General features: G+C 67.7%; 25 protein-coding genes and 1 tRNA gene. 12 read left to right on the top strand and 14 right to left on the bottom strand.

Annotated features, from left to right (window positions below):
* Positions 1-8 precede the first annotated feature (8 nt).
* Positions 9-1,292, bottom strand: coding sequence for a phosphoribosylamine--glycine ligase (gene purD / locus AC5IG3_RS07215; protein ID WP_491905600.1), 1,284 nt, complete (start codon positions 1,290-1,292; stop codon positions 9-11).
* A gap of 32 nt (positions 1,293-1,324) precedes the next feature.
* Positions 1,325-2,050 carry a YebC/PmpR family DNA-binding transcriptional regulator gene (locus AC5IG3_RS07220; protein WP_491905601.1) on the bottom strand — a complete coding sequence of 242 codons (726 nt, stop codon included), beginning with the start codon at positions 2,048-2,050 and terminating at the stop codon, positions 1,325-1,327.
* 131 nt (positions 2,051-2,181) lie between these two features.
* Between AC5IG3_RS07220 and AC5IG3_RS07225 the strand changes: the two genes are divergently transcribed.
* On the top strand, positions 2,182-3,768 hold the full coding sequence (locus AC5IG3_RS07225; protein WP_491905602.1) for a helicase HerA-like domain-containing protein: 1,587 nt from the start codon (positions 2,182-2,184) through the stop codon (positions 3,766-3,768).
* A 32-nt stretch (positions 3,769-3,800) separates the two neighbouring features.
* Here the strand turns inward: AC5IG3_RS07225 and AC5IG3_RS07230 are convergent, their stop codons facing one another.
* Positions 3,801-4,100 carry a hypothetical protein gene (locus AC5IG3_RS07230; RefSeq protein ID WP_491905603.1) on the bottom strand — a complete coding sequence of 100 codons (300 nt, stop codon included), beginning with the start codon at positions 4,098-4,100 and terminating at the stop codon, positions 3,801-3,803.
* 96 nt (positions 4,101-4,196) lie between these two features.
* Here AC5IG3_RS07230 and AC5IG3_RS07235 point away from each other — a divergent pair, with 96 nt between their 5' ends.
* The gene (locus AC5IG3_RS07235) at positions 4,197-6,008 is read left to right on the top strand and encodes a glutamine--tRNA ligase/YqeY domain fusion protein (protein WP_491905604.1); all 1,812 of its coding nucleotides are present in this window, start codon (positions 4,197-4,199) and stop codon (positions 6,006-6,008) included.
* 103 nt (positions 6,009-6,111) lie between these two features.
* Here AC5IG3_RS07235 and AC5IG3_RS07240 read toward each other — a convergent pair whose 3' ends face one another.
* From AC5IG3_RS07240 to AC5IG3_RS07250, 3 genes are all read right to left on the bottom strand, one after another.
* Positions 6,112-6,510: a DUF3597 domain-containing protein gene (locus AC5IG3_RS07240; protein ID WP_491905605.1), complete on the bottom strand. Its 399-nt coding sequence runs from the start codon at positions 6,508-6,510 to the stop codon at positions 6,112-6,114.
* A 217-nt stretch (positions 6,511-6,727) separates the two neighbouring features.
* The gene (locus AC5IG3_RS07245; protein WP_491905606.1) at positions 6,728-7,144 is read right to left on the bottom strand and encodes a DUF1801 domain-containing protein; all 417 of its coding nucleotides are present in this window, start codon (positions 7,142-7,144) and stop codon (positions 6,728-6,730) included.
* A complete protein-coding gene (locus AC5IG3_RS07250; RefSeq protein ID WP_491905607.1) occupies positions 7,122-7,679 on the bottom strand; it encodes an SLOG cluster 4 domain-containing protein in 558 nt (185 codons plus the stop codon). Before AC5IG3_RS07250 ends, AC5IG3_RS07245 begins: the two co-directional genes overlap by 23 nt.
* 112 nt (positions 7,680-7,791) lie before the next feature.
* Between AC5IG3_RS07250 and AC5IG3_RS07255 the strand changes: the two genes are divergently transcribed.
* Positions 7,792-8,925, top strand: coding sequence for an MBL fold metallo-hydrolase (locus AC5IG3_RS07255; protein ID WP_491905608.1), 1,134 nt, complete (start codon positions 7,792-7,794; stop codon positions 8,923-8,925).
* A gap of 26 nt (positions 8,926-8,951) precedes the next feature.
* On the opposite strand, the gene gloA2 is transcribed toward AC5IG3_RS07255, so the two are convergent.
* Entirely contained in the window at positions 8,952-9,350 is a 399-nt protein-coding gene (gene gloA2 / locus AC5IG3_RS07260; RefSeq protein ID WP_491905609.1) for an SMU1112c/YaeR family gloxylase I-like metalloprotein, read from the bottom strand.
* A gap of 246 nt (positions 9,351-9,596) precedes the next feature.
* Here gloA2 and AC5IG3_RS07265 point away from each other — a divergent pair, with 246 nt between their 5' ends.
* Positions 9,597-9,854 (top strand): type II toxin-antitoxin system Phd/YefM family antitoxin, encoded by a 258-nt coding sequence (locus tag AC5IG3_RS07265; protein WP_491905610.1) that lies wholly within the window; start codon positions 9,597-9,599, stop codon positions 9,852-9,854.
* Between the two features lie 5 nt (positions 9,855-9,859).
* Positions 9,860-10,267, top strand: coding sequence for a type II toxin-antitoxin system VapC family toxin (locus AC5IG3_RS07270; protein ID WP_491905664.1), 408 nt, complete (start codon positions 9,860-9,862; stop codon positions 10,265-10,267).
* Between the two features lie 43 nt (positions 10,268-10,310).
* Here the strand turns inward: AC5IG3_RS07270 and AC5IG3_RS07275 are convergent, their stop codons facing one another.
* The 7 genes from AC5IG3_RS07275 to AC5IG3_RS07305 all read right to left on the bottom strand — a co-directional run bounded on the left by AC5IG3_RS07275 (position 10,311) and on the right by AC5IG3_RS07305 (position 17,627).
* Positions 10,311-12,605 carry a YgiQ family radical SAM protein gene (locus tag AC5IG3_RS07275; protein ID WP_491905611.1) on the bottom strand — a complete coding sequence of 765 codons (2,295 nt, stop codon included), beginning with the start codon at positions 12,603-12,605 and terminating at the stop codon, positions 10,311-10,313.
* Between the two features lie 190 nt (positions 12,606-12,795).
* Positions 12,796-13,014, bottom strand: coding sequence for a hypothetical protein (locus AC5IG3_RS07280; RefSeq protein ID WP_491905612.1), 219 nt, complete (start codon positions 13,012-13,014; stop codon positions 12,796-12,798).
* 148 nt (positions 13,015-13,162) lie between these two features.
* Entirely contained in the window at positions 13,163-15,034 is a 1,872-nt protein-coding gene (locus AC5IG3_RS07285) for an ABC transporter ATP-binding protein (protein ID WP_491905665.1), read from the bottom strand.
* Positions 15,035-15,138: 104 nt separating this feature from the next.
* Positions 15,139-15,228: transfer RNA gene (locus tag AC5IG3_RS07290), tRNA-Ser, on the bottom strand.
* A gap of 47 nt (positions 15,229-15,275) precedes the next feature.
* The gene (locus AC5IG3_RS07295; RefSeq protein WP_491905613.1) at positions 15,276-15,701 is read right to left on the bottom strand and encodes a hypothetical protein; all 426 of its coding nucleotides are present in this window, start codon (positions 15,699-15,701) and stop codon (positions 15,276-15,278) included.
* The gene (locus AC5IG3_RS07300) at positions 15,698-16,129 is read right to left on the bottom strand and encodes a DNA polymerase III subunit chi (RefSeq protein WP_491905614.1); all 432 of its coding nucleotides are present in this window, start codon (positions 16,127-16,129) and stop codon (positions 15,698-15,700) included. Before AC5IG3_RS07300 ends, AC5IG3_RS07295 begins: the two co-directional genes overlap by 4 nt.
* Positions 16,130-16,148: 19 nt before the next feature.
* Positions 16,149-17,627: a leucyl aminopeptidase gene (locus tag AC5IG3_RS07305; protein WP_491905615.1), complete on the bottom strand. Its 1,479-nt coding sequence runs from the start codon at positions 17,625-17,627 to the stop codon at positions 16,149-16,151.
* 27 nt (positions 17,628-17,654) lie between these two features.
* Here AC5IG3_RS07305 and lptF point away from each other — a divergent pair, with 27 nt between their 5' ends.
* The 7 genes from lptF to AC5IG3_RS07340 all read left to right on the top strand — a co-directional run bounded on the left by lptF (position 17,655) and on the right by AC5IG3_RS07340 (position 23,947).
* Positions 17,655-18,752 carry an LPS export ABC transporter permease LptF gene (lptF, locus tag AC5IG3_RS07310; protein WP_491905616.1) on the top strand — a complete coding sequence of 366 codons (1,098 nt, stop codon included), beginning with the start codon at positions 17,655-17,657 and terminating at the stop codon, positions 18,750-18,752.
* A gap of 4 nt (positions 18,753-18,756) precedes the next feature.
* Positions 18,757-19,863, top strand: coding sequence for an LPS export ABC transporter permease LptG (gene lptG / locus AC5IG3_RS07315; protein ID WP_491905617.1), 1,107 nt, complete (start codon positions 18,757-18,759; stop codon positions 19,861-19,863).
* 26 nt (positions 19,864-19,889) lie between these two features.
* The gene (locus AC5IG3_RS07320) at positions 19,890-20,270 is read left to right on the top strand and encodes a sirohydrochlorin chelatase (RefSeq protein WP_491905618.1); all 381 of its coding nucleotides are present in this window, start codon (positions 19,890-19,892) and stop codon (positions 20,268-20,270) included.
* Entirely contained in the window at positions 20,267-21,232 is a 966-nt protein-coding gene (locus AC5IG3_RS07325) for a CysB family HTH-type transcriptional regulator (protein ID WP_491905619.1), read from the top strand. Before AC5IG3_RS07320 ends, AC5IG3_RS07325 begins: the two co-directional genes overlap by 4 nt.
* A gap of 25 nt (positions 21,233-21,257) precedes the next feature.
* Positions 21,258-22,430: a pyridoxal phosphate-dependent aminotransferase gene (locus AC5IG3_RS07330; RefSeq protein ID WP_491905620.1), complete on the top strand. Its 1,173-nt coding sequence runs from the start codon at positions 21,258-21,260 to the stop codon at positions 22,428-22,430.
* A gap of 87 nt (positions 22,431-22,517) precedes the next feature.
* Positions 22,518-23,246 (top strand): histidine phosphatase family protein, encoded by a 729-nt coding sequence (locus AC5IG3_RS07335; protein ID WP_491905621.1) that lies wholly within the window; start codon positions 22,518-22,520, stop codon positions 23,244-23,246.
* Positions 23,243-23,947 carry a Crp/Fnr family transcriptional regulator gene (locus AC5IG3_RS07340; protein WP_491905622.1) on the top strand — a complete coding sequence of 235 codons (705 nt, stop codon included), beginning with the start codon at positions 23,243-23,245 and terminating at the stop codon, positions 23,945-23,947. The genes AC5IG3_RS07335 and AC5IG3_RS07340 overlap by 4 nt, the downstream gene beginning before the upstream one ends.
* Positions 23,948-23,953: the final 6 nt, after the last annotated feature.

A 23,953-nucleotide genomic window follows, 5' to 3' on the forward strand; every position in this document is an offset into this window, starting at 1 on the left:
CGCCGTGCTCAACGCTTGATGGCGCGGTGGCCGATGTCGTGGCGGTACTGCATGCCGTCGAAACGGATGCCGCGCACGGCCTCGTATGCCCGCTGCTGCGCGCCCTTGACCGAATCACCCAGCGCCGTCACGCACAGAACACGCCCGCCGCTGGTGACCGGCACGCCGGCTTCGGTGCAACTGGTGCCGGCGTGGAAGACCACGCAGTCGTCGGCATTGGCCGGCAGGCCGTGGATGGCATCGCCCTTGCGCGGCGACAGCGGATAGCCGCTGGCGGCCATCACCACGCCCAGCGCAACGCGGCGGTCCCAGTCGAGCTGGACCTGGTCGAGCGTGCCGTCGGTGGCGTGCAGCAGCACCTCGAACAGGTCGCTCTTGAGCCGCATCATGATCGGCTGGGTCTCGGGGTCGCCCATGCGGGTGTTGAATTCGAGCGTCTTGACGTGGCCTTGCGCGTCGATCATCAGCCCGGCGTACAGGAAGCCGGTGAAGACGATGCCGTCGCGCGCCATGCCGTCCACGGTCGGGCGGATGATGTCCTGCATCACCCGCGCATGCACGTTGGGCGTGACCACCGGCGCGGGCGAGTACGCGCCCATGCCACCGGTGTTGGGGCCGGCGTCACCGTCGCCCAGGCGCTTGTGGTCCTGGCTGGTGGCCAGCGGCAGGATGTTCTTGCCGTCGACCATGACGATGAAGCTGGCCTCCTCGCCCGCCAGGAATTCCTCGATCACCACCCGCGCGCCCTGCGCGTTGTGGGTCACGCCCAGCGTGTTGTCGACCAGCATCCAGTCGACCGCCTGATGCGCTTCTTCGAGCGTCGCCGCCACGACCACGCCCTTGCCGGCGGCCAGGCCATCGGCCTTGATGACGATGGGCGCGCCCATCCTGTCGACGTAGGCGTGCGCAGCCGCCGGGTCGCTGAAAGTCTCGTACGCGGCAGTCGGGATGCCGTGGCGCTTCATGAAGTTCTTCGAGAACGCCTTGGAGCTTTCCAGCTGCGCGGCGGCCTGCGTGGGGCCGAAGATGCGCAGGCCGCGCGAGCGGAACTCGTCGACCACGCCAGCAGCCAGCGCCACTTCCGGGCCGACCACGGTCAGCGCGACCTTCTCGGCCTGGGCGAAGTCGGCCAGGGCACCCACATCGCTGATCGGCACATTGACCATGTGGTTGTCCAGCGTCGTGCCGCCGTTGCCCGGCGCGACGAACACCTTCTGCACTCGCGCAGATTGCGCCAGCTTCCATGCCAGAGCGTGCTCGCGGCCGCCCCCCCCGATCACCAGTACGTTCATTTTTTCGTTCTCAATCAAGCTGGAATTCGTGTTCATTCGCCAATGGCAGCGTTGTGATAGACCTCTTGCACGTCATCGAGGTCTTCGATGACGTCCAGCAATTTCTGCATGCGCTGGGCGTCTTCGCCCGCCAGGTCGATGGTGTTCTCGGCGCGCATGGTGACTTCGGCCACCTCGGCATTCAGGCCGGCGGCTTCGAGGGCGAGCTTGACGGCCTCGAAGTCGTGCGGGCCGGTCAGCACCTCGATGGAACCATCGTCGCCGGTGATGACGTCCTCGGCGCCAGCCTCCAGCGCCACGTCCATGACCTGGTCCTCGGACGTGCCGGGCGCGAACACCAGCAGGCCGCAGTGCTTGAACTGGAACGCCACCGAGCCTTCGGTGCCCAGGTTGCCGCCGTACTTGCTGAAGGCGTGGCGCACCTCGGCCACGGTGCGCACGCGGTTGTCGGTCATGGTGTCGACGATGATGGCCGCGCCGCCGATGCCGTAGCCCTCGTAGCGGATCTCTTCGTAGTTGGCGCCTTCGAGGTTGCCCGACGCCTTGTCGACGTTGTACTTGATGCGGTCGGCCGGCATGTTGGCGGCCTTGGCCTTCTCGATGGCCAGGCGCAGGCGCGGGTTCATGGTGGTGTCGGCACCGCCCTGGCGCGCCGCGACCGTGATTTCACGAATGATGCGGGTCCAGATCTTGCCGCGCTTCTCGTCCTGACGGCCTTTGCGATGCTGAATATTGGCCCACTTGGAATGTCCAGCCATGAAGGCTCCTGCTGTATTGTTTTGATCTGAAAACCACAACTCCGGGTCGGCCGGTGGCGGCGCAGAAGTTGGGGTTTCTTTGGCTAGACTGCCATTTTACTTTTGCGCTCGCCCGCTTACCGGAGCCCCCGATGACCGAACCCATTCTGCTTGCCCGCCACAGCGAGATCGAGTGCCACCTGCTGCCGGCGTTGGCCAACCGCCACGGTCTGATCACCGGCGCCACCGGCACCGGCAAGACCATCACGCTGCAGAAGCTGGCCGAGAGCTTTTCGCAGGCCGGTGTGCCGGTCTTCATGGCCGACGTCAAGGGCGACCTGACCGGCATCAGCCAGCCCGGCAGCGCCACGCCCAAGCTCGTCAAGGTGCTGCAGGAACGCGGCCTGGACACGCCGGCCTGGGGCGCCTGCCCCGTGACGCTGTGGGACGTCTTCGGCGAGCAAGGCCACCCAGTGCGCGCCACCGTCTCCGACATGGGGCCGCTGCTGCTGTCGCGCATGCTCAACCTCAACGAAACCCAGCAGGGCGTGCTGCAGCTGGTGTTCAAGATTGCCGACGACAACGGCCTGCTGCTGCTCGACCTGAAAGACCTGCGCGCCATGCTGCAGTACGTCGGCGACAACGCCGCGCAGTTCACCACCGAGTACGGCAACATCAGCGCCGCCAGCGTGGGCGCCATCCAGCGCGGCCTGCTGCAGATCGATGAGCAAGGCGGCGACAAGTTCTTCGGCGAGCCGATGCTCGACATCAGTGACTTCATGCAGACCGTCGATGGCGAGGGTGTGGTCAACATCCTGGCCGCCGACCAGCTCATGAACGCGCCGCGGCTGTACGCCACCTTCCTGCTGTGGATGCTGTCGGAGCTGTTCGAGTCGCTGCCCGAGGTGGGCGACCTGGAGAAACCCAAGCTGGTGTTCTTCTTCGACGAAGCCCACCTGCTGTTCAAGGACGCGCCGGCGGCGCTGACCGAGCGCATCGAGCTGGTCGTGCGCCTGGTGCGCTCCAAGGGCGTGGGCGTGTACTTCGTGACGCAGAACCCGCTCGACATTCCCGATACGGTGCTCGGCCAGCTCGGCAACCGCGTGCAGCACGCGCTGCGCGCCTTCACGCCGCGCGACCAGAAAGCCGTCAAGGCGGCGGCGGAAACCATGCGCGCCAACCCCGGCCTGGACATTGCCACCGTCATTACAGAACTCGGGGTGGGTGAGGCGCTGGTCAGCCTGCTGGACGAAAAAGGCCGCCCCAGCGTGACCGAACGTGTTTTTGTGTTGCCGCCGGGCAGCCGCATCGGCCCGATCGACGCCGCACAGCGCCAGCAACTCCTGGCCGGCTCGCTGGTGGCGGGCGTGTATGAAAAACACGTCGACCGCGAATCGGCCTACGAGCGCATCAAGGGCAGTGCAGCACCGGCCTCAGCCACGACCACCGCCACGCCCAGCGCGCAGGAGTCCTTCCGCAACGCGCCCTCGGCAGCCGGCAACGGCAACAGCAATGGCGCCCCGCAAGAGGCCAGCGGCGGCGGCATGGCCGAGTCGCTCATGAGCGGCCTGAGCGGCCTGCTGTTCGGCAGCACCGGCCCGCGTGGCGGTCAACGCGATGGGCTGGCGCAATCGATGGCCAAGTCGGCCGTGCGCACGGTGGGCTCGGCGGTGGGACGCGAGATCGTGCGCGGCGTGCTCGGCTCGCTGCTGGGCGGCGGTACCAGCCGCCGCCGCTGAACACCCCGGCCGGCTGAACCGCCCGCCACCTGTCAGATGCGCCCCTGCTCCTGCAGGGCGCGCTGCAGGTCGAGCAACTCCTCCAGCACCTCGGGCGCAAAGCCACGCCGACCCGGGCGCGAACTCAGGATCAATTCGCCCAGGTAGCGGGACAGATCGTCAGGATTTCCCCACAGGATGCTGAGCTTGTTGATGATGTGCGCGTGCCGGTTGGCCGTGATCAGCGGACGGATCGGCACAGGCAGCGACTGAAGCCAGTTCGCACCCGGCCGCGTCAGGTGCTCGATGGGCGGAGGCGGCAGGGTTGCATGGAAATCACTGGTCTGCTGCATGTCGAACCCTTTCTGAAAAAACGCTGAAAAGATTGTGCCCTGCGTTACCTCCCGTTGCATCAGAAGAAGCCAGATGGGCTGGCTACAATTTTTGACATGAGCGACGCGAAGCACCCCACCCCCAACGACCACAAGCCGACCCATTTCCTGCGCGGCATCATCGAGCGCGATCTGGAGGCCGGCACCTATGCCCAGCGTCATTTCGCCGGCACCCCGGGCGACGCCGCCCACCACGCCGCCGGCCCACTGGACCCCGCGCGCATCCGCACCCGCTTCCCGCCCGAGCCGAACGGCTACCTGCACATCGGCCACGCCAAGAGCATCTGCCTGAATTTCGGCCTGGCGCGCGACTATGGCGGCGCCTGCCACCTGCGCTTCGACGACACCAACCCTGAAAAAGAAGAAAAAGAGTACGTCGACAGCATCATCGACGCGGTGCAGTGGCTCGGCTTCGGCTGGGAGGCCAACGGCAACAACCACCTCTACTACGCCAGCAACTACTTCGACGTGATGTACCGCGCTGCCGAGGCGCTCATCACTGCCGGCCACGCCTACGTCGATGAGCAGTCCGCCGACGACATGCGCGCCAACCGGGGCGACTTCAACACACCCGGCACCAACAGCCCGTTCCGCAGCCGCACGCCAGCCGAGAACCTGGCCCGCTTCCGCGAGATGCGCGACGGCCTGCTGCCCGACGGCGCCGCCGTGCTGCGCGCCAGGATCGACATGGCCGCGCCCAACATCAACCTGCGCGACCCGGCCATCTACCGCATCCGCCGCGCCACCCACCACAACACCGGCGACACCTGGTGCATCTACCCGATGTACACCTTCGCCCACCCGATCGAAGACGCGCTCGAGCAGATCACTCACAGCATCTGCACGCTCGAATTCGAGGACCAGCGCCCTTTCTACGACTGGCTGCTGGAGCGCCTGATCGAAGCGGGCCTGCTCGCCGCACCCGCACCGCGCCAGTACGAATTCGCGCGCCTCAACCTCACCTACGTCATCACCAGCAAGCGCAAGCTGGCGCAACTGGTCAACGAAGGCCACGTCGAAGGCTGGGACGACCCACGCATGCCGACCATCGTCGGCCTGCGCCGCCGCGGCTACACGCCTGCGGCGCTGCAGCTGTTTGCCGAGCGCATCGGCGTCAGCAAGGACTACAGCTGGATCGACTACAGCACGCTCGACATCGCGCTGCGCGACGACCTCGAAACCAAGGCCCACCGCGGCATGGCCGTGCTCGACCCGGTCAAGCTGGTGCTGACCAACTGGGACGACGTATTTGCCGCCCAAGGGGGCGCCGGCCACCAGGAGCCGTGCAGCCTGCCCGCCCTGCCCCACCCTCCCGAGGGCACGCCCGAGCCCGCGCATCGCCAGTTCAGCATCGGCCGCGAAGTGTGGATCGAGCGTGAAGACTTCGAGGAAGTGCCGCCCAAGGGCTACAAACGCCTTTTCCCGGGCAACAAGGTGCGCCTGAAGGGCGGCTACGTCATTGAGTGCACCGGCTGCGCCAAGGACGCTGATGGCCGCATCACCGAAGTGCTGGCCACCGTCGTGCCTGACACCAAGAGCGGTACGCCCGGCGCCGACCTCGTCAAGGTCAAGGCCGCCATCACCTGGGTCGGCGTGGCCGACGGCGTGGCCGCAGAGGTGCGCCTCTACGACCGCCTGTTCACCGACGCCCAGCCCGACGCCGGCGGCAAGGACTTCCTCGCCCTGCTCAACCCGCAGAGCAAGCGCGTCATCACCGCCTACGTCGAGCCGTCACTGGCGCAGGCCGCGGCCGACACGCGCTTCCAGTTCGAGCGCTTCGGCTACTTCGTCACCGACCGCCACGACCACGCGCCCGGCCGCCCGGTCTTCAACAAGATCACCGGCCTGAAAGACAACTGGTCGAAGTAAGAAGCCCAGAAGCTTCATCGACAAAAAGCCGCGCCAGAGCATGAACGCTCTGGAGCGGCTTTTCTTTTTTGGGTGCGGCTTCAGCCGCGATCCCCACCCGTTCTTACAGCAACTCCGCCGGCACATTGCCGCCGTTGGCCGCCAGCTTCTGCAGCACCGTCTTGTGCAGCCAGATGTTCATCTGCGCCGAGTCGCCCATCTTGTCGGCCGGGCAACCCAGTTCACTCGCCAGTTGCTTGCGCGCGCCCAGGCTGCTGTCCAGGCCCAGCAGCTTCATCAGGTCGACGATCGAGGTCTTCCAGTTCAAGGCCCCGGCATGCGCCGCCGCCAGCGTCTCCAGCTTGGACAACACATCGACGTCGCTCACCGCAGCCACCACCGGCGCGGCTGGCGCCGCTGCGGCTTCAGGTGCGGCGGCCACGGCGGCGGCAGCTGCAGTGGCTTCAGCCACCTTGTCGTCGCCAAAACCCAGCTTGCTCAGAATGCTGCCAAAAATGCCCATGTGAAAACTCCCGAAGGTTGAGGTGAAAGTCGATCGGCGCGCATCGCCACATCGCGCACCGCCCCGACATTCAACGACACACCTCGGCTCAGTTCGTGACATTCATCACAAACCAAACCACGAAACCGACAGGATTTGTTTCACATCAAGGCTGTGCGGCAACCCAACGCTCCCGCGTTGTCAGCACACGACAAGCACGCACCGCGTGCCCGCCCGGTCAACCCCGCGACTTGGCCTGCGCCCGCGCCGCCTTGGCCGCCGCCGCGCTCGACACACCCGCCGCCAGCGCCAGCGTCACGTACTCGCGCACGTTCTTCTTGAACAGCTCCTGCTTGGTCAGCAGCTTGATATGACGGCGCAGCTTGCCCTCGCCTTCGAGCACATGGTGCGGATCGGCCAGCTCGGCGCCCCGGCTGAACTCCAGGGCCACATGCTTCTCGTACGAGAACAGCCCGCAGATCGGCGGCCCGGCCGAGAACAGGATGCCGCCGTACTTCACCTCCTCGGTGATGCGCGGGTCCACCGACAACACCAGCTTGCGCAGCCGCACGACCAGGTCGTACCGCTCGGCGTCGCCGGTGAACAGGTCGTCAAGAAAATCGAGGATGGGTTCAGGGGTCGTTTCTGGAGTCATGCGGGATTGGAGCATGGCGGGGCGGGACCAGCCCCAGCGCCCGCAGTTGCGCCTCCAGTTCGGCCCTGGAACCCCAGGGCAGGATGGGCGAGTTCTGGCGCTCGTCGGGCGGGTTGGCTTCCAGCCCGTCGGACCAGCCGCCGCAGCCTGTCAGCGGCAGCAGCGGCCGGTGGTGCAGCCACGCCAGGCACACCTCCGAGATCGTGCCGGCACGCCCGCCGATCACCAGGCACGCATCGCCGGCCAGCGCCATCAGCAGGTTGCGCGCATCGCCCATGCCACACGGAATCACCACCGTGGCGGGCCAGTCCGCCGCCGGCATCTCGCCGGCGGGGATGATGCTCACCACCTCCCCGCCCGCCGCCACCGCCCGCTCGGCCGCCACGCGGGTGGCCGGGCTGCCGCAACCGCTCACCAGCGTGATGCCCAGCCCGGCCAGCAACTCACCCGCCTGGCCGGCCAGCTCAAAGGCCGGCGAACCCGGCTCGGCGCTGCCCAGGACACACACCTGGGGTCTGCGAAAAGTAGGGGTCATGCCGCGGGCTCCGATGAAATTCAAACGTTGTGGGGGATTGGAGTATGGCGGCGCCACAGGCCCCGTTGCCTCGCTATGCTCGCGCTCGCCCTCACTTCCGGACCCCGCCACCATGCGCCTGCCCCGCTCCCGCCCGCTGTGGCTCACCCTGGCCCTGCTCGCGGCGCTGGCCGGGGGCGCTGGCGCGCTGCAGTCGTGCGCCACGGCCAACCCGCACTTCCAGGCCGACAAGGCCCACCACCGGCCCGGTGGCTTCCGCAATCCGCATGTCGCGTTCGAGCCCAAGGGCATGCTCTCCGTACTGCAGTGGCAATGGGACGCCGCCCGCAACGGCCTGCCGCCTGCACCGCGTACGCCCACGCCCCAGGTGGCGGCCGACGTGCCTTTCATTCAGGCCAACGCCCGGGCCGGCGCGGCCATGCAGCCTGCGGTCACCTGGGTCGGCCACTCGACCATGCTGGTGCAGATGGCTGGCCTCAACCTCATCACCGACCCGGTGTTCTCCGAGCGCGCCTCGCCCGTGCCCTACCTCGGCCCCCAGCGCGCCCAGCCGCCCGGCCTCACCCCGGCGCAACTGCCGCGCATCGATGTCGTGCTGGTCTCCCACAACCACTACGACCACCTCGACGAAGCCAGCGTCCGCCAGCTCAACGCCCAGCCCGGCGGCGCGCCGCTCTTCATCGTGCCGCTGGGCCTCAAGGCCTGGTTTGCCGACGTCGGCATCACCCGCGTCGTCGAACTCGACTGGTGGGACACCCACGCCGTCCCCGGCGCGGCCGGTCCGGTCGACGTCATGCTCACCCCCGCGCAGCATTGGTCAGGCCGCACCCTGTCAGACCGGCTGCAGACCCTGTGGGGCGGCTTCGCGGTGTTTGCCGACGACCTGCACCTGATCTACACCGGCGACACCGGCTACTCCCCCGACTTCCAGGAAATCCGCCGCCGCGCCCAACCGCGCCAGGCCACTGGCGGCGGCTTCGACCTCGCCCTGATCCCGGTCGGCGCCTACGAACCCCGCTGGTTCATGCGCGCCCAACACGTCAACCCGGCCGAAGCCGTGCAAATCCACCGCGACCTGGGCGCCAAACGCTCCACCGGCGTCCACTGGGGCACCTTCAGCCTGGCCGACGAAGCGCTGGACGAACCCGCCGCCGCCCTGCAACGCGCCCGCCAAGACCAGGGCGTGGCCGACGACGCGTTCTTTCTGATGGCGGTGGGGGAGACGCGGCGATTGGCGCGCCGGTAAATGACAGACGCAGCGGCTTGAAAAGCTCAGGCCGAAACCGGCCCGGCCTCGTACAACTCCAGCGGCAGGTCATCCGGATCGGCAAAGAACACGAACCGCCGCCCGGTGTACTCATCCACCCGAATCGGCTCCACCGCCACACCTTTCGATTCCAGCTCGGCCTTGCACTGCGCCACATCGGCCACCTCAAACGCCAGATGCCGCAGCCCCTGCGCTTCAGGGTAGGACGGGCGCGGGGGCGCGTTCTGAAACGAAAACAACTCGATCTGCGAGCCATCGGGCAGTTGCAGATCCAGCTTGTACGAGTTGCGCGCCTCACGGAAATTTTCAGCCAGCACTTTCAGGCCGAGCGTTTCGACGTAGAAGCGCTTGGAGCGCTCGTAGTTGGAGCAGATGATGGCGGCGTGGTGGAGGCGGAGGAGCATGAGGTTTCACTTCAGTTTTGAATCTGCAGAGCTTAAAGCTCGCCAGGCAAGGGGATCAGGCACCGGATGCGGCAAGGACAACGGCAAGTGCGCGAGCTGGGAAGATTGAAGTGAGACCTGACGTTGCGTGAGAGTGATGCAGAGATCGCGGGTGAACCCACACCTAAAGCCGGGCAGCGCATCGCATTTGACACGGCCTGAAGAACTCTTCAGACTAGCCAGATGACTAGTTCCGTTGGAGTTCCCATGCACACATGGCCCGTTCAGGACGCGAAAGCGCGATTCAGCGAGTTTCTGGATGCCTGCCTGCAAGAAGGACCGCAGATGGTGACGCGGCGTGGCGCTGAAGCGGCCGTGCTGGTGCCGGTGCAGGAGTGGCGGCGGTTGCAGGCCGCGGCGCGGCCTTCGTTGAAGCAGTTGCTGCTGTCTGACCAGGCGCGCACCGACTTGGTCTTGCCGGCCCGTGGGCAGGCGCAGCGCCGCAAGGTGGAGCCGATGCTGTGACGGGCCTGTACCTGCTGGACACGAATGTGGTGTCTGAACTGCGCAAGCCGCGCCCGCACGGCGGGGTGGTGGCTTGGCTGGAGGCGCTGGATGATGCACAGCTGTTTTTATCTGCCGTCACCCTGGGTGAGATACAGGCGGGCATCGAGTTGACGCGAGAGCAGAACGCCGCGAAGGCCGGTGAGATCGAAGCGTGGCTGGAATTGGTCGCCAGCGCCTACAACGTGCTGCCGATGGATGCAGCCACCTTCAGGGCCTGGGCGCGGTTGATGCACCGCAAGTCCGACACACTGTATGAAGACGCCATGATCGCGGCCACCGCGAAGGTGCATGGGCTGACGGTTGCGACACGGAATGTGGCCGACTTCAAGGCGCTGGGGTTGGAAGTGTTCAACCCATTTGCGCCGGCATAGATCAAAAACAGCCTCCCATCTTGCACGGGAGGCCGACCTCAGATCACCGCTTCTTACGCGTCGTCCCCGCCGCAGGCGCACGGTTGATGGCACCTGGCACAACGATGCGCGAGCGGTTGGACTCGGGCTTGATGCGACTGCCGCCGGCGCCGGTTTCGCGCGGAGGCAGGCCGGTATGCTGGGTCAGGATGCGGCCCTTCGGCGGCGTGGAGCCGGCCTTGACGCCCACCGGCGTGCTGTTCTTGCGGCGCGCGCTCTGGTAGCTGCCATCGGTGACGGGCTGGTAGGTGGGGATCAGGTGGTGCTTGCCGTTGCCGATGAGGTCGGCACGGCCCATGGCCTGCAGGGCCTCGCGCAGCAGGGGCCAGTTGTTGGCGTCGTGGTAGCGCAGGAAGGCCTTGTGCAGGCGGCGGCGCTTGTCGCCGCGGACGATGTCGACCGCCTCGCTGTCGCGCGTGACCTTGCGCAGCGGGTTGCGGCCGGAGTGGTACATCGCGGTGGCGGTGGCCATCGGGCTGGGGTAGAAGGTCTGGACTTGGTCGGCGCGGAAGCCGTTCTTCTTGAGCCAGACGGCGAGGTTCATCATGTCTTCGTCGCGCGTGCCGGGGTGGGCGGCGATGAAGTACGGGATCAGGTACTGCTTCTTGCCGACTTCTTCGCTGTACTTGTCGAACAGGGTCTTGAAGCGGTCGTAGCTGCCGATGCCGGGCTTCATCATCTTGGACAGCGGGCCGTCTTCGGTGTGCTCGGGCGCGATCTTGAGGTAGCCGCCGACGTGGTGCTGGGTCAGCTCCTTGATGTACTCGGGCGACTCGACGGCCAGGTCATAGCGCAGGCCGGAGCTGATGAGGATCTTCTTGATGCCCTTCAAGGCCCGCGCGCGGCGGTACATCTTGATGAGCGGGCCGTGGTCGGTGTTGAGGTTGGGGCAGATGCCGGGGTAGACGCAGCTGGGCTTGCGGCAGGCGGCTTCGATCTCGGGCGATTTGCAGCCGATGCGGTACATGTTGGCCGTGGGGCCGCCCAGGTCGCTGACGACGCCGGTGAAGCCCTTGACCTTGTCGCGGATGTCCTCGATCTCCTTGATGACGGAGTCTTCGCTGCGGCTCTGGATGATGCGGCCTTCGTGCTCGGTGATCGAGCAGAAGGTGCAGCCGCCGAAGCAGCCGCGCATGATGTTGACGCTGAAGCGGATCATTTCCCACGCGGGGATCTTGGTCGCGCCGTCGTGGCCGCCGTGCTCGTCGGCGTACGCGGGATGTGGGCTGCGCGCATACGGCAGGTCGAAGACGTGGTCCATCTCGGACGTCGACAGCGGAATCGGCGGCGGATTGATCCAGACGTCGCGCGCGGTGGCGCCGTCGCCGTGGCGCTGCACCAGGGCGCGGGCGTTGCCGGGGTTGGTCTCCAGGTGCAGCACGCGGTTGGCGTGGGCGTAGAGCACCGGGTCGCTCTTGACCTGCTCGTAGCTGGGCAGGCGGATGACGCTCTTGTCGCGCGGCGGCATCTTGATGCGGCCGATCGGCTTGACGAAGGTGATGGGCTTGAAGGCCGAATCGGCAGGCGGTGCGGCGCCGTCAGCTGCCTTGCCCTTGCCGGCGGCGTCGTCCTTGGTGCAGGTGGTGCCCTGCGCCACGGCCTGCTCGGCGGTGGTCTGGTAGGGGTTGATGTGCTCGTCGATGCGGCCGACCTGGTCGACCGAGCTGGAGTCGATCTCGAACCAGCCTTGCGCGTCCGGGTCATCCGAGCGGCGCACGAAAGCGGTGCCGCGGATGTCGGTCATGCGGCGCACGTTCTCGCCGGCGGCCAGGCGGTGCGTCACTTCGATGATGGCGCGCTCGGCGTTGCCGTAGAGCAGCAGGTCGCATTTGGCATCGACCACCATCGAGCGGCGAACCTTGTCCTGCCAGTAGTCGTAGTGGGCGATGCGGCGCAGCGAGGCCTCGATGCCGCCCATGATGATCGGCACGTCCGGATAGGCTTCCTTGCAGCGCTGGGCGTAGACCAGGCTGGCGCGGTCCGGGCGCTTGCCGCCGACGTTGCCGGGCGTGTAGGCGTCGTCGCTGCGGATCTTGCGGTCGGCGGTGTAGCGGTTGATCATCGAATCCATGTTGCCGGCGGCGACGCCGTAATACAGATTCGGCTTGCCCAGCACCTGGAAGGGCTCGGCGCTCTGCCAGTCGGGCTGGGCGATGATGCCGACGCGGAAGCCCTGCGCCTCCAGCGTGCGCCCGATCACCGCCATGCCGAAGCTGGGGTGGTCGACGTAGGCGTCGCCGGTGACGATGATCACGTCGCAGCTGTCCCAGCCGAGCACGTCCATCTCGGCACGGCTCATGGGCAGGAACGGCGCCGGCCCGAACCGCTTGGCCCAATGCGGCTTGTAAGACGTCAGCGGCTTGTCGGCACGCGGCGGGGAAACGATCGGGGCAGGAGCAAGAGCAGACACGGCGCGGCAGGTTCGGACGAAAACCGCGATTGTCCCAGCAATGACCCTTTCAGGGGCGGGTTTGCTGGAATAGGCCGGCTCAGTGCATGTCCGCCGGCACCACGGCGGGCGTGGCGTATTCGCGGCCGACCAGCGCACGGGCGGCCAGGTAGTTGAGGCGCTCGCGCTCGCTCAGGGTGTTGATCTCGACCCAGCCCTGCGCATCGCAGGGAAAGCTCAGGCCGCGACCGACCTTGAAGAGGGACTGGAAGCGGATTTCGTAGGCGGCGCTGGCCGTCAGGGGCAGGCGGATGTTCATGATGGGGACTCCTTCGGGGCGGCAGCGGCGGAGCCTGCTGCCTTTCAAGCATTTACGCGACCGCGTAAACCTTGGATGCGACTGTGCGCCGCCCTCGCCCACCCCGAAGCCGCAAATCGCGGCGGAAGAACCCGCTATTTCTGCGCCATCAGGTCAAGGCGGGCGCAGGGACTTGAGCGGGCTCAAGATCATCAACGTCTTCGCCCAGGAAGCCGCCGCTCTGGTGCGCCCACAGCCGGGCATACAAGCCGCCCTGCTCCAGCAACTGCTGGTGCGAGCCCTGTTCGACGATGCGGCCCTGCTCCAGCACGATCAGCCGGTCCATGGCGGCGATGGTCGACAGCCGGTGCGCAATCGCCACCACGGTCTTGCCTTCCATCAGCGTGTAGAGCGTGGCCTGGATGGCGGCTTCGACCTCGGAGTCGAGCGCGCTGGTGGCCTCGTCGAGCAGCAGGATCGGCGCGTCCTTGAGCATGACGCGCGCAATCGCCACCCGCTGGCGCTGACCACCGCTGAGCTTGACGCCGCGCTCGCCCACATGCGCGTCATAGCCCTGGCGGCCTTTGGCGTCGACCAGGGTCTGGATGAAGCCGTGCGCCTCGGCGCGCTGAGCGGCCAGCAGCATGTCGGCGTCACCGGCTTCGGGGCGGCCGTAGAGGATGTTGTCGCGCACCGAGCGGTGCAGCAGCGAGGTGTCCTGCGTCACCATGCCCACCTGCGCGCGCAGGCTGTCCTGCGCCACGTCGGCGATGTTCTGGCCGTCGATCAGGATGCGCCCGCCCTGCACGTCGTAGAAGCGCAGCAGCAGGTTGACGATGGTCGACTTGCCCGCGCCCGACCGCCCCACCACGCCGATCTTCTCGCCCGGGCGGATCACCAGGTCCAGATCCTTGAACAGCGGCGGCGCGTCGCCGTAGCCGAAGGTGACCTTGTCGAAACGCACCTCGCCCTGGCTGACCTTCAGCGGCGCAGCCTCGGGCCGGTCAACCACGCTGTGCGGGCGCGACAGCGTGCCGATGCCGTCCTGCACGGTGCCGATGTGCTCGAACAGCGACGCCATCTCCCACATGATCCAGTGCGAGATGCCGTTGAGGCGCAGCGCCATGGCCGTGGCCGCCGCCACCGCGCCGATGCCGATCTCACCACGCGTCCACAGCCACATCGCCGCGCCCGCCGTGCTCAGCAGGAACGCCATGTTGAGCGTGTGGATGCCGACCTGGAAGCCGCTCACCAGCCGCATCTGCGCGTAGCCGGTCTGCATGAATTCCTGCATGGCCGAGCGGGCAAAACCCGCCTCGCGCCGCGCATGCGAGAACAGCTTGACGGTGGCGATGTTGCTGTAGGCGTCGGTGACGCGGCCGGTCATCAACGAGCGCGCATCGGCCTGCGCCTGGCCGACGCGGGCCAGGTTGGGCACGAAGTACAGCAGCGCGCCGATGTAGAGCACCATCCAGCCCACGAATGGCAGCAGCAGCCACAGGTTGAAGCCGCCCACCAGCGTCGTCATGGTGACGAAATAGATCACCACGAAAACGAGGATGTCGGTGACGATCATCACCGTGTCGCGCACCGCCAGCGCGGTCTGCATCACCTTGGCGGCGACGCGGCCGGCAAACTCATCCTGGTAGAAGCTCATGCTCTGGCCGAGCATCAGGCGGTGAAAGTTCCAGCGCAGCCGCATCGGGAAGTTGATCGCCAGCGTCTGGTGCTTGATGAGCGTCTGCAGCCCCACCACCAGCGGGCTGGCGACGATCACGCCCGCCAGCAGCAGCAGGTTGGCGCGCTCGTCGGTCCACAGCCGCGATGGCTCGACGTGGCTGAGCCAGTCGACCACCTGCCCGAGCATGCCGAACAGCAGCGCCTCGAACGCGCCGGTCAGCGCGGTGAAGCAGGTCATCGCCAGCACATAGCCACGCGTGCCTTCGGTGCAGGCCCAGATGAAGGCGAAAAAGCGGGCGGGCAATCGCCTGGGCAGGGCTTGCGGAAAGCTGTCCACCCTTTTCTCGAAAATACGGAACAACAAGTCTCGCTCCCAGCGGTCAGCAATCGACGACGAACGGCGCAGCACATTCACGCCATGAAAAAAGCCCCGCAAGTCGGAGACTCGCAGGGCTTTTCAATTTTTGGCGGAGGGGGCGGGATTCGAACCCGCGGTGGGGATTAACCCACACACGCTTTCCAGGCGTGCGACTTAAACCGCTCATCCACCCCTCCGCAGAGCGCGCAAGTATAGCCTGCTTCCGGACCGGATTTGACGCCGGTCAGCGCGAACGCTGTTTGGCCAGCTCCTGAGCCACCGCACGACGCACCACGTCGCGCACGATCGTGCCGAGTTCTTCGCGGGTTTCGCGCACCAGCGCTTCGGTCAGGCGCGTCAGCACGGGGGTGAGCGCCTCGCGCACGCGGTACTCGAACAGGTGGTCGATCTGGCGCTGGACGTCGGTCAGCACGGTCTGCACGAGTTCGGTTTCAGCCTGTGCGGCCCAGGTCTGGCGGGCCCAGTCGTCGACTTCATCGGCAAAGTCGATCGGGGTCGCAGCGGCGGGAGGCACGGCGAGTTGCACGGGCACCGGTGCGCCATGCGGCAGGCTTTCGTACTCGGTCGCGGCGTGGGCGGCCTGCTCGAAGCCGATGACCTCGGTCAGGGTCGGCAGGTCAACGGCTGGGGGACGCTGGTTCGGGCTCATGCGCCGACCTCGTGACGTTCGATGGTCAGGCCCTGGCTGGCGTAATGGCGCCAGCGCTCGCGGGCGGCGTTACGCGAGGCGCTGTCCTGGCCGACCACCTCGATCAGCCGCTCGAACTGCTCGAAGCCCACCGGCACCTCACGGCCCATGTTGACAAGGATGCGGTGGCCTTGCGCCGGGCTGGGCTGGTCGACCAGCACCACCGGCGTCGGCTGCAGGCGCTCGGGCAGCGCTTCGGGCCGGGTGCCGCGCCAGTGGGGCACGAACTCCAGCGGCTCGAAGATCCACAGCTGGCGATCCAGCTCATTGAGCGTGGTGGCGTCGGCCGTGACCGCCACCTGGGCGCCGCTGCGCCAGGCCTTGCGCAACAGGCGGCAGCCGTAGTCGCGTGGATCGGCCGCGTTGAAGTGAAAGGCAATGGCCGTCATGCCGAGGGAACCGGGCGCCTCATCGACCGGCGTAAGCCAGCACGAAATGCGTCAGCAGCGGCACGGGGCGACCCGTGGCGCCCTTGGCCGCGCCGCTCTTCCAGGCGGTGCCGGCGATGTCGAGGTGAGCCCAGCGGTAGGCGGCGGTGTAGCGCTTGAGGAACATCGCCGCCGTGATGGCGCCGCCAGCACGCGGGCCGACGTTGGCCATGTCGGCGAAGTTGCTCTTGAGCGCGTCGTCGTACTCGTCGTCCATCGGCATGCGCCAGGCCGGGTCGAGGCCGGTTTCGCCCGCTTGCAACAGGCCGGCGGCCAGCGCGTCATCACTGCTGAACAGGCCACTGCGATGGTGGCCGAGCGCCACGACGCAGGCGCCGGTGAGCGTGGCGATGTCGATCACGGCGGCGGGCTTGAAGCGCTCGGCGTAGGTGAGTGCATCACACAGGATCAGGCGGCCTTCGGCGTCGGTGTTGAGCACCTCGATGGTCTGGCCCGACAGGCTGGTGATGACGTCGCCCGGCTTGATGGCGCGACCGCTGGGCATGTTCTCGCAGGTGGGAATCAGGCCGATCAGATTGACCTTGGGCTTGAGTTGCGCCACGGCGCGGAAGGTGCCCAGCACGCTGGCGGCGCCACCCATGTCGTACTTCATCTCGTCCATCTCGGCCGCGGGCTTGATGGAGATGCCGCCGGTGTCGAAGGTGATGCCCTTGCCCACCAGCACCACCGGCGCCTGCTTGCGCGGCGCGCCGTCATAGCGCAGCACGATGAACTGCGGTGGCTCGTCCGAGCCTTGCGCCACGGCCAGGAAGCTGCCCATGCCGAGTTTTTCGAGCGCCTTGCGATCGAGCACTTCGACCTTGAGGTGCTCATGCTCGCGCGCCAGTTCGACGGCCTGCCCGGCCAGCAGGGTCGGCGTGCAGTGGTTGCCCGGGCGGTTGGCGACTTCACGCGCCAGCTCAATGCCGGCGGCCAGCGCCGTACCGCGCTCGATGCCTGCCTTCACGGTCGCCTGCGCGGCCTTGCTGCAGGCCAGTTGCAGCTTATTCAATGCAGCGGGCGCGGCGGCACTCGGCTTGGTGTGGCGATAGGTGTAGAGCGCCTGCGAGAACGAGCGCACCGCAATCTCGGCCATGCTGTCGGTCAGCTCGCCCGGGCCACCCCAGGCCAGTACGGCGTGACGGGCGCCACCGGCCTTGGCGGGACCGACACAAGCGGCGACGGCAGCCTGCCAGGCGCGGGCGTCGAAGGCTTCGGCGTTGCCGCCGCACAGGCCAACCACCAGGCGGTCGGCTTTCAGGCCGGTGGGACGATGGACATAGAGCGTTCGGGCTGGCTTGAGTTCCAGATCGCCCGCCTGCACCGCGTCATTGACCAGCGCGGCCACGGCCGGCGCGAGCTGCCAGGTGTCGGCCTCGGTCGGCAAGATCAACACGAGCACGTCAGCGGCTTGTTCGGCCAAGTCCTGAGGGGCTGAAACCAGGGTGCGAGCGTCCATAATTCCCTGCTGTTTTGAGACGCATTGATGTTATTCGATTCCGTATTGCGCAAGGACTTGTCACGCAGCTTCGGCGGCACCCTGGTGGTGATCCTGACCATCGTGTTGACCATGCTGCTGATCCGCACGCTGGGGCTGGCCGCCGGTGGGCGGGTCTCGCCCCAGGATGTGGCGCTGCTGCTGGGCTACACCATGCTGGGCTATCTGCCGACCGTGCTGTGCCTGTCGCTGTTCGTGGCCGTGGTGTCGGTGCTGCTGCGCATGTACCGCGACAGCGAGATGGCGGTGTGGTTTGCCAGCGGCCTGTCGCTGCAGCGCTTCGTGGCGCCGGTGCTGCGGTTTGCCGCACCGGTGCTGCTGGCGGTGGCCGCACTGGTGCTGGTGATCTGGCCCTGGAGCAGCCGCAACAGCGTCGAGCTGCGCGACCGCTACGAGCAGCGCTCGGACCTGTCGCGCGTGGCGCCCGGCCAGTTCCAGACCTCGGCCAACGGCCAGCGCGTGTTCTTCATCGACAAGCAGGCACCGCAGGAGCGCACCGGGCGCAACGTCTTCATTCTTGACCAGCGCGAGGGCCGCGAATCGGTCACCACCGCGCAGGCCGGCCGCATCGAGTTGCGCGCCGACGGCAGCCGCGACCTGGTGCTGGAGAACGGCGCCCGCACCGACCTCGACCTGCTGGCCGGCACGCGCACGCTGTCGCGCTTCGACAGCTATGTGGTGCGCATCAGCGAACAGGTCATGACCCATCTTCAGGAGGCGCCGCCCAAGACGCGCAGCACGCTCGACCTGCTCACCTCACGCGACGCCCGCGTCGACGCCGAACTCGCCTGGCGCGCCGGGCTGATCCTGGCCGCCGTCAACCTGCCGCTGCTGGGCATCGGCCTGTGCAGCGGCGGGCCGCGCCAGGGCGCGGGCAGCACGCTGGTGCTGGCGCTGCTGAGCTTCATGGTCTACCTCAACATGGTCAACCTCAGCCAGGCCTGGGTCGGGCGTGGTCGCATCGGGCTGGGCGCGGGCCTGCTGGCGGTGCACGGCACGGCGCTGCTGCTGGCCGTGGGCCTGATCTGGTGGCGCGATTCGGGCTCGGCCCGTTTCTGCTGGCCCTGGCGTGCCGGGAGAACCTGAAGCCATGCGTACCGTCCGTCGACTGCTCTACCGCGAAATCCTGGGCGCCACCTTGCTGGTGATGTGCGCCTTTCTGGGACTGTTTTTCTTCATCGACATGATCGGCGAGCTGGAGAGCCTGGGCCGCCCCGGCTACGGCATCAGCCAGGCGCTGTGGGTCTGCGTGCTGCAGTTGCCCGGCCACGTCTATGAACTGGCACCGATTGCGGTGCTGATCGGCGGCATCTATGCGCTGGCGCGGCTGGCGCAGTCGTCGGAGTTCACCATTCTGCGCACTGCCGGCCTGGGGCCGGGGCTGGCACTCGGTCTGCTGGCCCAGCTGGGGCTGGGCTTTGCAATCCTGACCTTCGTGGTGGGCGACTTCATCGCGCCGTGGTGCGACACGCAGGCGACGCTGCTGCACTCGCGCAGTGCCGGGGCGTTGTCGCTGGGCAGCGGTGCCGGCTGGCTGCGCGACAGCGCCCAGCGGCCCGACGGCGTGCACCGCTACAGCGTCAACTTCGGCGTGGCGCGCTCGCACGACCAGGTCGAGCAGATCCGCATCTTCGAGTTCGGCCCCAAGGGCGATCTGCGCACCCGCACCACCGCCGCCAGCGCCACCATCGGCACCGACGGCGTCTGGCTGCTGCAGGACGTGAGCATCTCGCAGTGGACCACCGAGGCGGGCCCCAAGCTGGGCGCCGACCAGAAGCTGGCCACGCTCGCCTGGCCCTCGACACTGACGCGCGACGTGGTCGCCGCCGCCGTGCTGCCGCTCAGCACCATGTCGACCGCTGCGCTCTACACCTACATGACACACCTGAGCGACCACGCCCAGGCCGCGCAGCGCTACGAGATCCAGTTCTGGAAGAAGGCGCTCTACCCGCTGGCCTGCCTGGTGATGATGGGCCTGGCGCTGCCGTTTGCCTACCTGCACGGCCGCAGCGGCGGCATCAGCCTCAAGGTCTTCGGCGGCATCATGCTGGGCATCAGCTTCGTGCTGCTCAACAGCGTCAGCAGCCACCTGGGTCTGCTCAACAACTGGATTCCCTGGGCCGCCGCCAGCGCGCCCAGCCTCGTCTATCTGGCGTTGTCACTGGCCGCGTTCAGCTGGCTGGTGCGCTACCGCTGAACCCCTCTCACCGAACTGGATTTGTCATGCACGGTCTTCTGCTTTTTGCCCACGGCGCCCGCGATCCCGCCTGGGCCCGCCCGTTTGAATCGATTGCCGCGCAGCTGCGTGCCGCCGCGCCGCAGTGCCCGGTGGTGCTGGGCTTTCTGGAGCTGATGCAGCCCGGCATGGTCGAGGCCGCGCAGGCGCTGGCCCAGGCCGGCGCCACCCGCATCACCGTGGTGCCGCTGTTCCTGGGCTCGGGCGGCCACATCCGCCGCGACATGCCGGTGCTGCTCGATGAAGCCCGCGCCGCGCTGCCCGGCGTCGCCATCGACGCCACGCCCGCCATCGGCGAATCCGACGTGGTGACGCGTGCCCTGGCGGCGGCCGCGCTGACCTTGGCGGGGATCGAGCCGGCCGCATGAACCTGCATCAATTCCGATTTGTGCAGGAGGCCGCGCGCCGCAACCTCAACCTGACCGAAACCGCCCGCGCGCTGCACACCTCGCAGCCGGGCATCTCCAAGGCGATTCTCGAGCTGGAAGAAGAGCTGGGCGTCGACATCTTTGCCCGCCACGGCAAGCGCCTCAAGCGCATCACCGAGCCCGGCCAGCAGGTGCTCAAGTCGATCGAGATCATCATGCGCGAGCTGGCCAACCTCAAGCGCATCGGCGAGGAATACACACTGCAGGAAGCCGGCACGCTGTCGATTGCCGCCACCCACACCCAGGCCCGCTACGTGCTGCCTGCGCCGGTGGCCGCGCTGCGGGCGCGCTACCCCAAGGTGTCGGTCAGCCTGCACCAGGGCACGCCCGATCAGGTGGCGCAGATGGTGCTGGACGATGCGGCCGAAGTCGGCATGGCCACCGAGCGCCTGACGCAGTACGAAGAACTCATCACCCTGCCCTGCTACGAATGGCGCCACGTGGTGGTGGTGCCGCGCGACCATCCGCTGGCCACGGCCGAGCCGATCACGCTCGATTTGCTGGCGCGCGAGCCGCTGATTTCCTATCACCCGTCGTTCACCGGCCGGGGCAAGATCGACGCGGCCTTCGAGGCCCGCCACCTCAAGCCGCAGTACGTGCTCGAAGCCATCGATTCCGACGTGCTCAAGACCTACGTGCGCCTCGGCCTGGGCGTGGGCATCGTCGCCGAGATGGCGGTGCGCGACGACCCCGCCTTCCTGCCCGGCGGCGAACTGGTCGCGCGGCCGGTGGGCCAGTTGTTCGGCTCCAACGTGGCGCGCATCGCCTTCAAGCGCGGCGCCTACCTGCGCAACTTCGTCTTCACCTTCGCCGAGTTGCTGTCCGAACGCCTGCCACGCGCCCTCGTCACCCGCGCCATGCTGGGCGGCACGGCCGAAGACCACGCCGGCGACGATCTCTGACCCTTTTACCCTGACAGACCCGCCCATGAACATCGCCCCCGCCAGCCGCCTGCCCGCCGTGGGCACCACCATCTTCACTGTGATGTCGGCGCTGGCGCAGCAGTGCGGCGCGGTCAACCTGGGCCAGGGATTTCCGGACTTTGACGGCGACCCGCGCCTGATGCAGGCCGTCAAGGATGCGCTCGACGCCGGCCATAACCAGTACCCGCCCATGACCGGCGTGCCGGCGCTGCGCGAGGCCATCGCCACCAAGATCGCCACGCTTTATGGCCACGCGTATGACGCAGGCACCGAAATCACCGTCACCGCCGGCGCCACTCAGGCCATCCTGACCGCGCTGCTGGCCCTCGTCCACCCGGGCGACGAGGTCATCGTGCTGGAGCCGTGCTACGACAGCTACGAGCCCGGCATCGTGCTGGCCGGCGCCACGCCGGTGCGGGTGGCGTTGACGCCGGGCCACTTCCGGCCGGACTTCGACGCGCTGGCCGCTGCCATCACGCCACGCACCCGCGCCGTGATCGTCAACACGCCCCACAACCCCAGCGGCACGGTCTGGAGCGACGCCGACATGCAGCGCCTGGCCGCGCTGCTGCACGGCACCGACGTGATCGTGCTGGCCGACGAGGTCTACGAGCACATGGTGTTTGACGGCGCCGCGCACCAGAGCGTCGCCCGCCACCCGGCGCTGGCCGAGCGCAGCGTGCTGATATCGAGCTTTGGCAAGACCTACCACGTCACCGGCTGGAAGGTCGGCTTTGCCGCCGCGCCGGCCGCGCTGATGGCCGAGTTCCGCAAGGTGCACCAGTTCAACGTCTTCACCGTCAACACGCCGATGCAGCACGCACTGGCCGCCTACATGGCCGACGCCACGCCGTATCTGGAGCTGGGCGACTTCTACCAGCGCAAGCGCGACCGCTTCCGCGCCGGCCTGGCCGCCACGCCGCTGCGCCTGCTGCCGTGCGAGGGCACGTATTTCCAGTGCGTCGACTACAGCGGCCTGGCGCCCGAGGTGGCCGCGCTGCCCGAGGCCGATTTCTGCCGCTGGCTGACGCAGACGGTGGGCGTGGCCGCCATTCCGCTGTCGGCCTTCTACAGCGACCGCCGCAACCAGCAGATCGCCCGGCTGTGCTTTGCCAAGCAGGACGCGACGCTGGAGGCGGCGTTGGGGCGGTTGCAGGCGGGGCTGGGTTTGCGCTGACGGCTTAAAAAGAACGATCGTTCTTTTTATTCGGGCAAAATCTCGCCGCGACTTGCAGACTCTTCGGCCTGAACCGCCCGCCCGTGCATGAAACCACTGACCCACCCGCGACGCCGCCTCTACCTGATGCGACACGGCAGCGTCGAGTATTTCCTGCCCGATGGACGCGTCGCCCGGCCCGACACCGTCGAGCTGAGCGCGTTGGGCCGCAGCCAGGCCGATGCAGCGGGCGCCTTGTTCGCCTCCGCCGGCGTGGTGCCCGACCTGGTGCTGACCAGCGGCCTGCCGCGCACGCTGGAAACCGCGCAACGCGTGCTGGCGGCGGCCGGCTGCACGGCAGCGATCGAGGTCGAGCCGCAGTTGCAGGAAATCCGCTCCGGCCGCATCGCCGACCTGCCGGCGCAGGCGATTCGCGAGGCGTTTCTGGCCGTGTTTCAACCCGGCCCGGCGCACGAACTGGAAGCACGACGCTTTCTGGGTGGCGAGAGCCTGGGCGAGCTGCTCGACCGCGTGCTGCCCGCCTGGACCGCGCTGCTGGCGCGCGACGACTGGCAGTGCGCGCTGGTGGTGCTGCACGGCGGCGTCAACCGGGCGCTGCTGTCATCCGTGCTGGCCGGCGGGCGCGCTTTCTTCGGCGCGCTGGAGCAGACGCCCGCCTGCATCAACGTGCTGGACCTGCCGCAGGCGAGGCGGCTTGATGCGCCGGTGCTGCGCGCCGTCAACCTCTCGCCCACGCTGGGCCTGCAGACCACGGAGCGGCAAAGCACCATGGAGCACCTGCTGGCGGAGTTCGAGACGCGGGTGGCCCGCGCATGACAACGCCGGTGCTGACCCCCGACGAGCGCCAGCAGATCAATGGCGGGCGCTGGTTTTCGCGGCTGAGCCCGGCGCTGCGGCAGGACATCCTGCACCGCTCGGTGATCCGCCGTTATCCGGACGGCATCCAGATCGCCGCGCGCGGCACGCCGCCGACCGACTGGGTCGGCGTGGCCAGCGGTGCGGTGCAGGTCAGCTCGACCTCGCTGGCCGGCAAGCAGTACACGCTGACCTACATCGAGCCGGGCACCTGGTTCGGCGACACCGCGCTGTTCGACGGCCTGCCGCGCACCCACGACGCCACCACCCACGGCGCGACCACGCTGCTGATCGTGCGCAAGCATGACTTCCAGGACCTGTTGAGCCGCCACACCGAGCTGTACGAGGCGCTGCTGCGCCTGAACTGCTGGCGGCTGCGGCTGATGTTCGCGAGCTTCGAGGACCTCAACACCAAGTCGCTGGCCGCCCGGCTGGCCAAGCAGGTGCTGCTGCTGGCGCGCGCCTACGGCGTCGACAACGGCACGGAAGTACGCATCGGCCTGCAGCTGGCGCAGGAAGACCTGGCACAGCTGGTGGGCGCTTCGCGCCAGCGCGTCAACCAGGAATTGAAAAGTTTCGAGCGCGACGGCGCCGTGCGCGTCGAGCCGACCCGGCTGGTGGTGCTGTCGCGCGACAAGCTCGCAGCCATCGCCGACGCCTGAACAAAC

The sequence above is a fragment of the Leptothrix sp. (in: b-proteobacteria) genome (assembly GCF_965250675.1).
GTDB lineage: Bacteria > Pseudomonadota > Gammaproteobacteria > Burkholderiales > Burkholderiaceae_C > Sphaerotilus.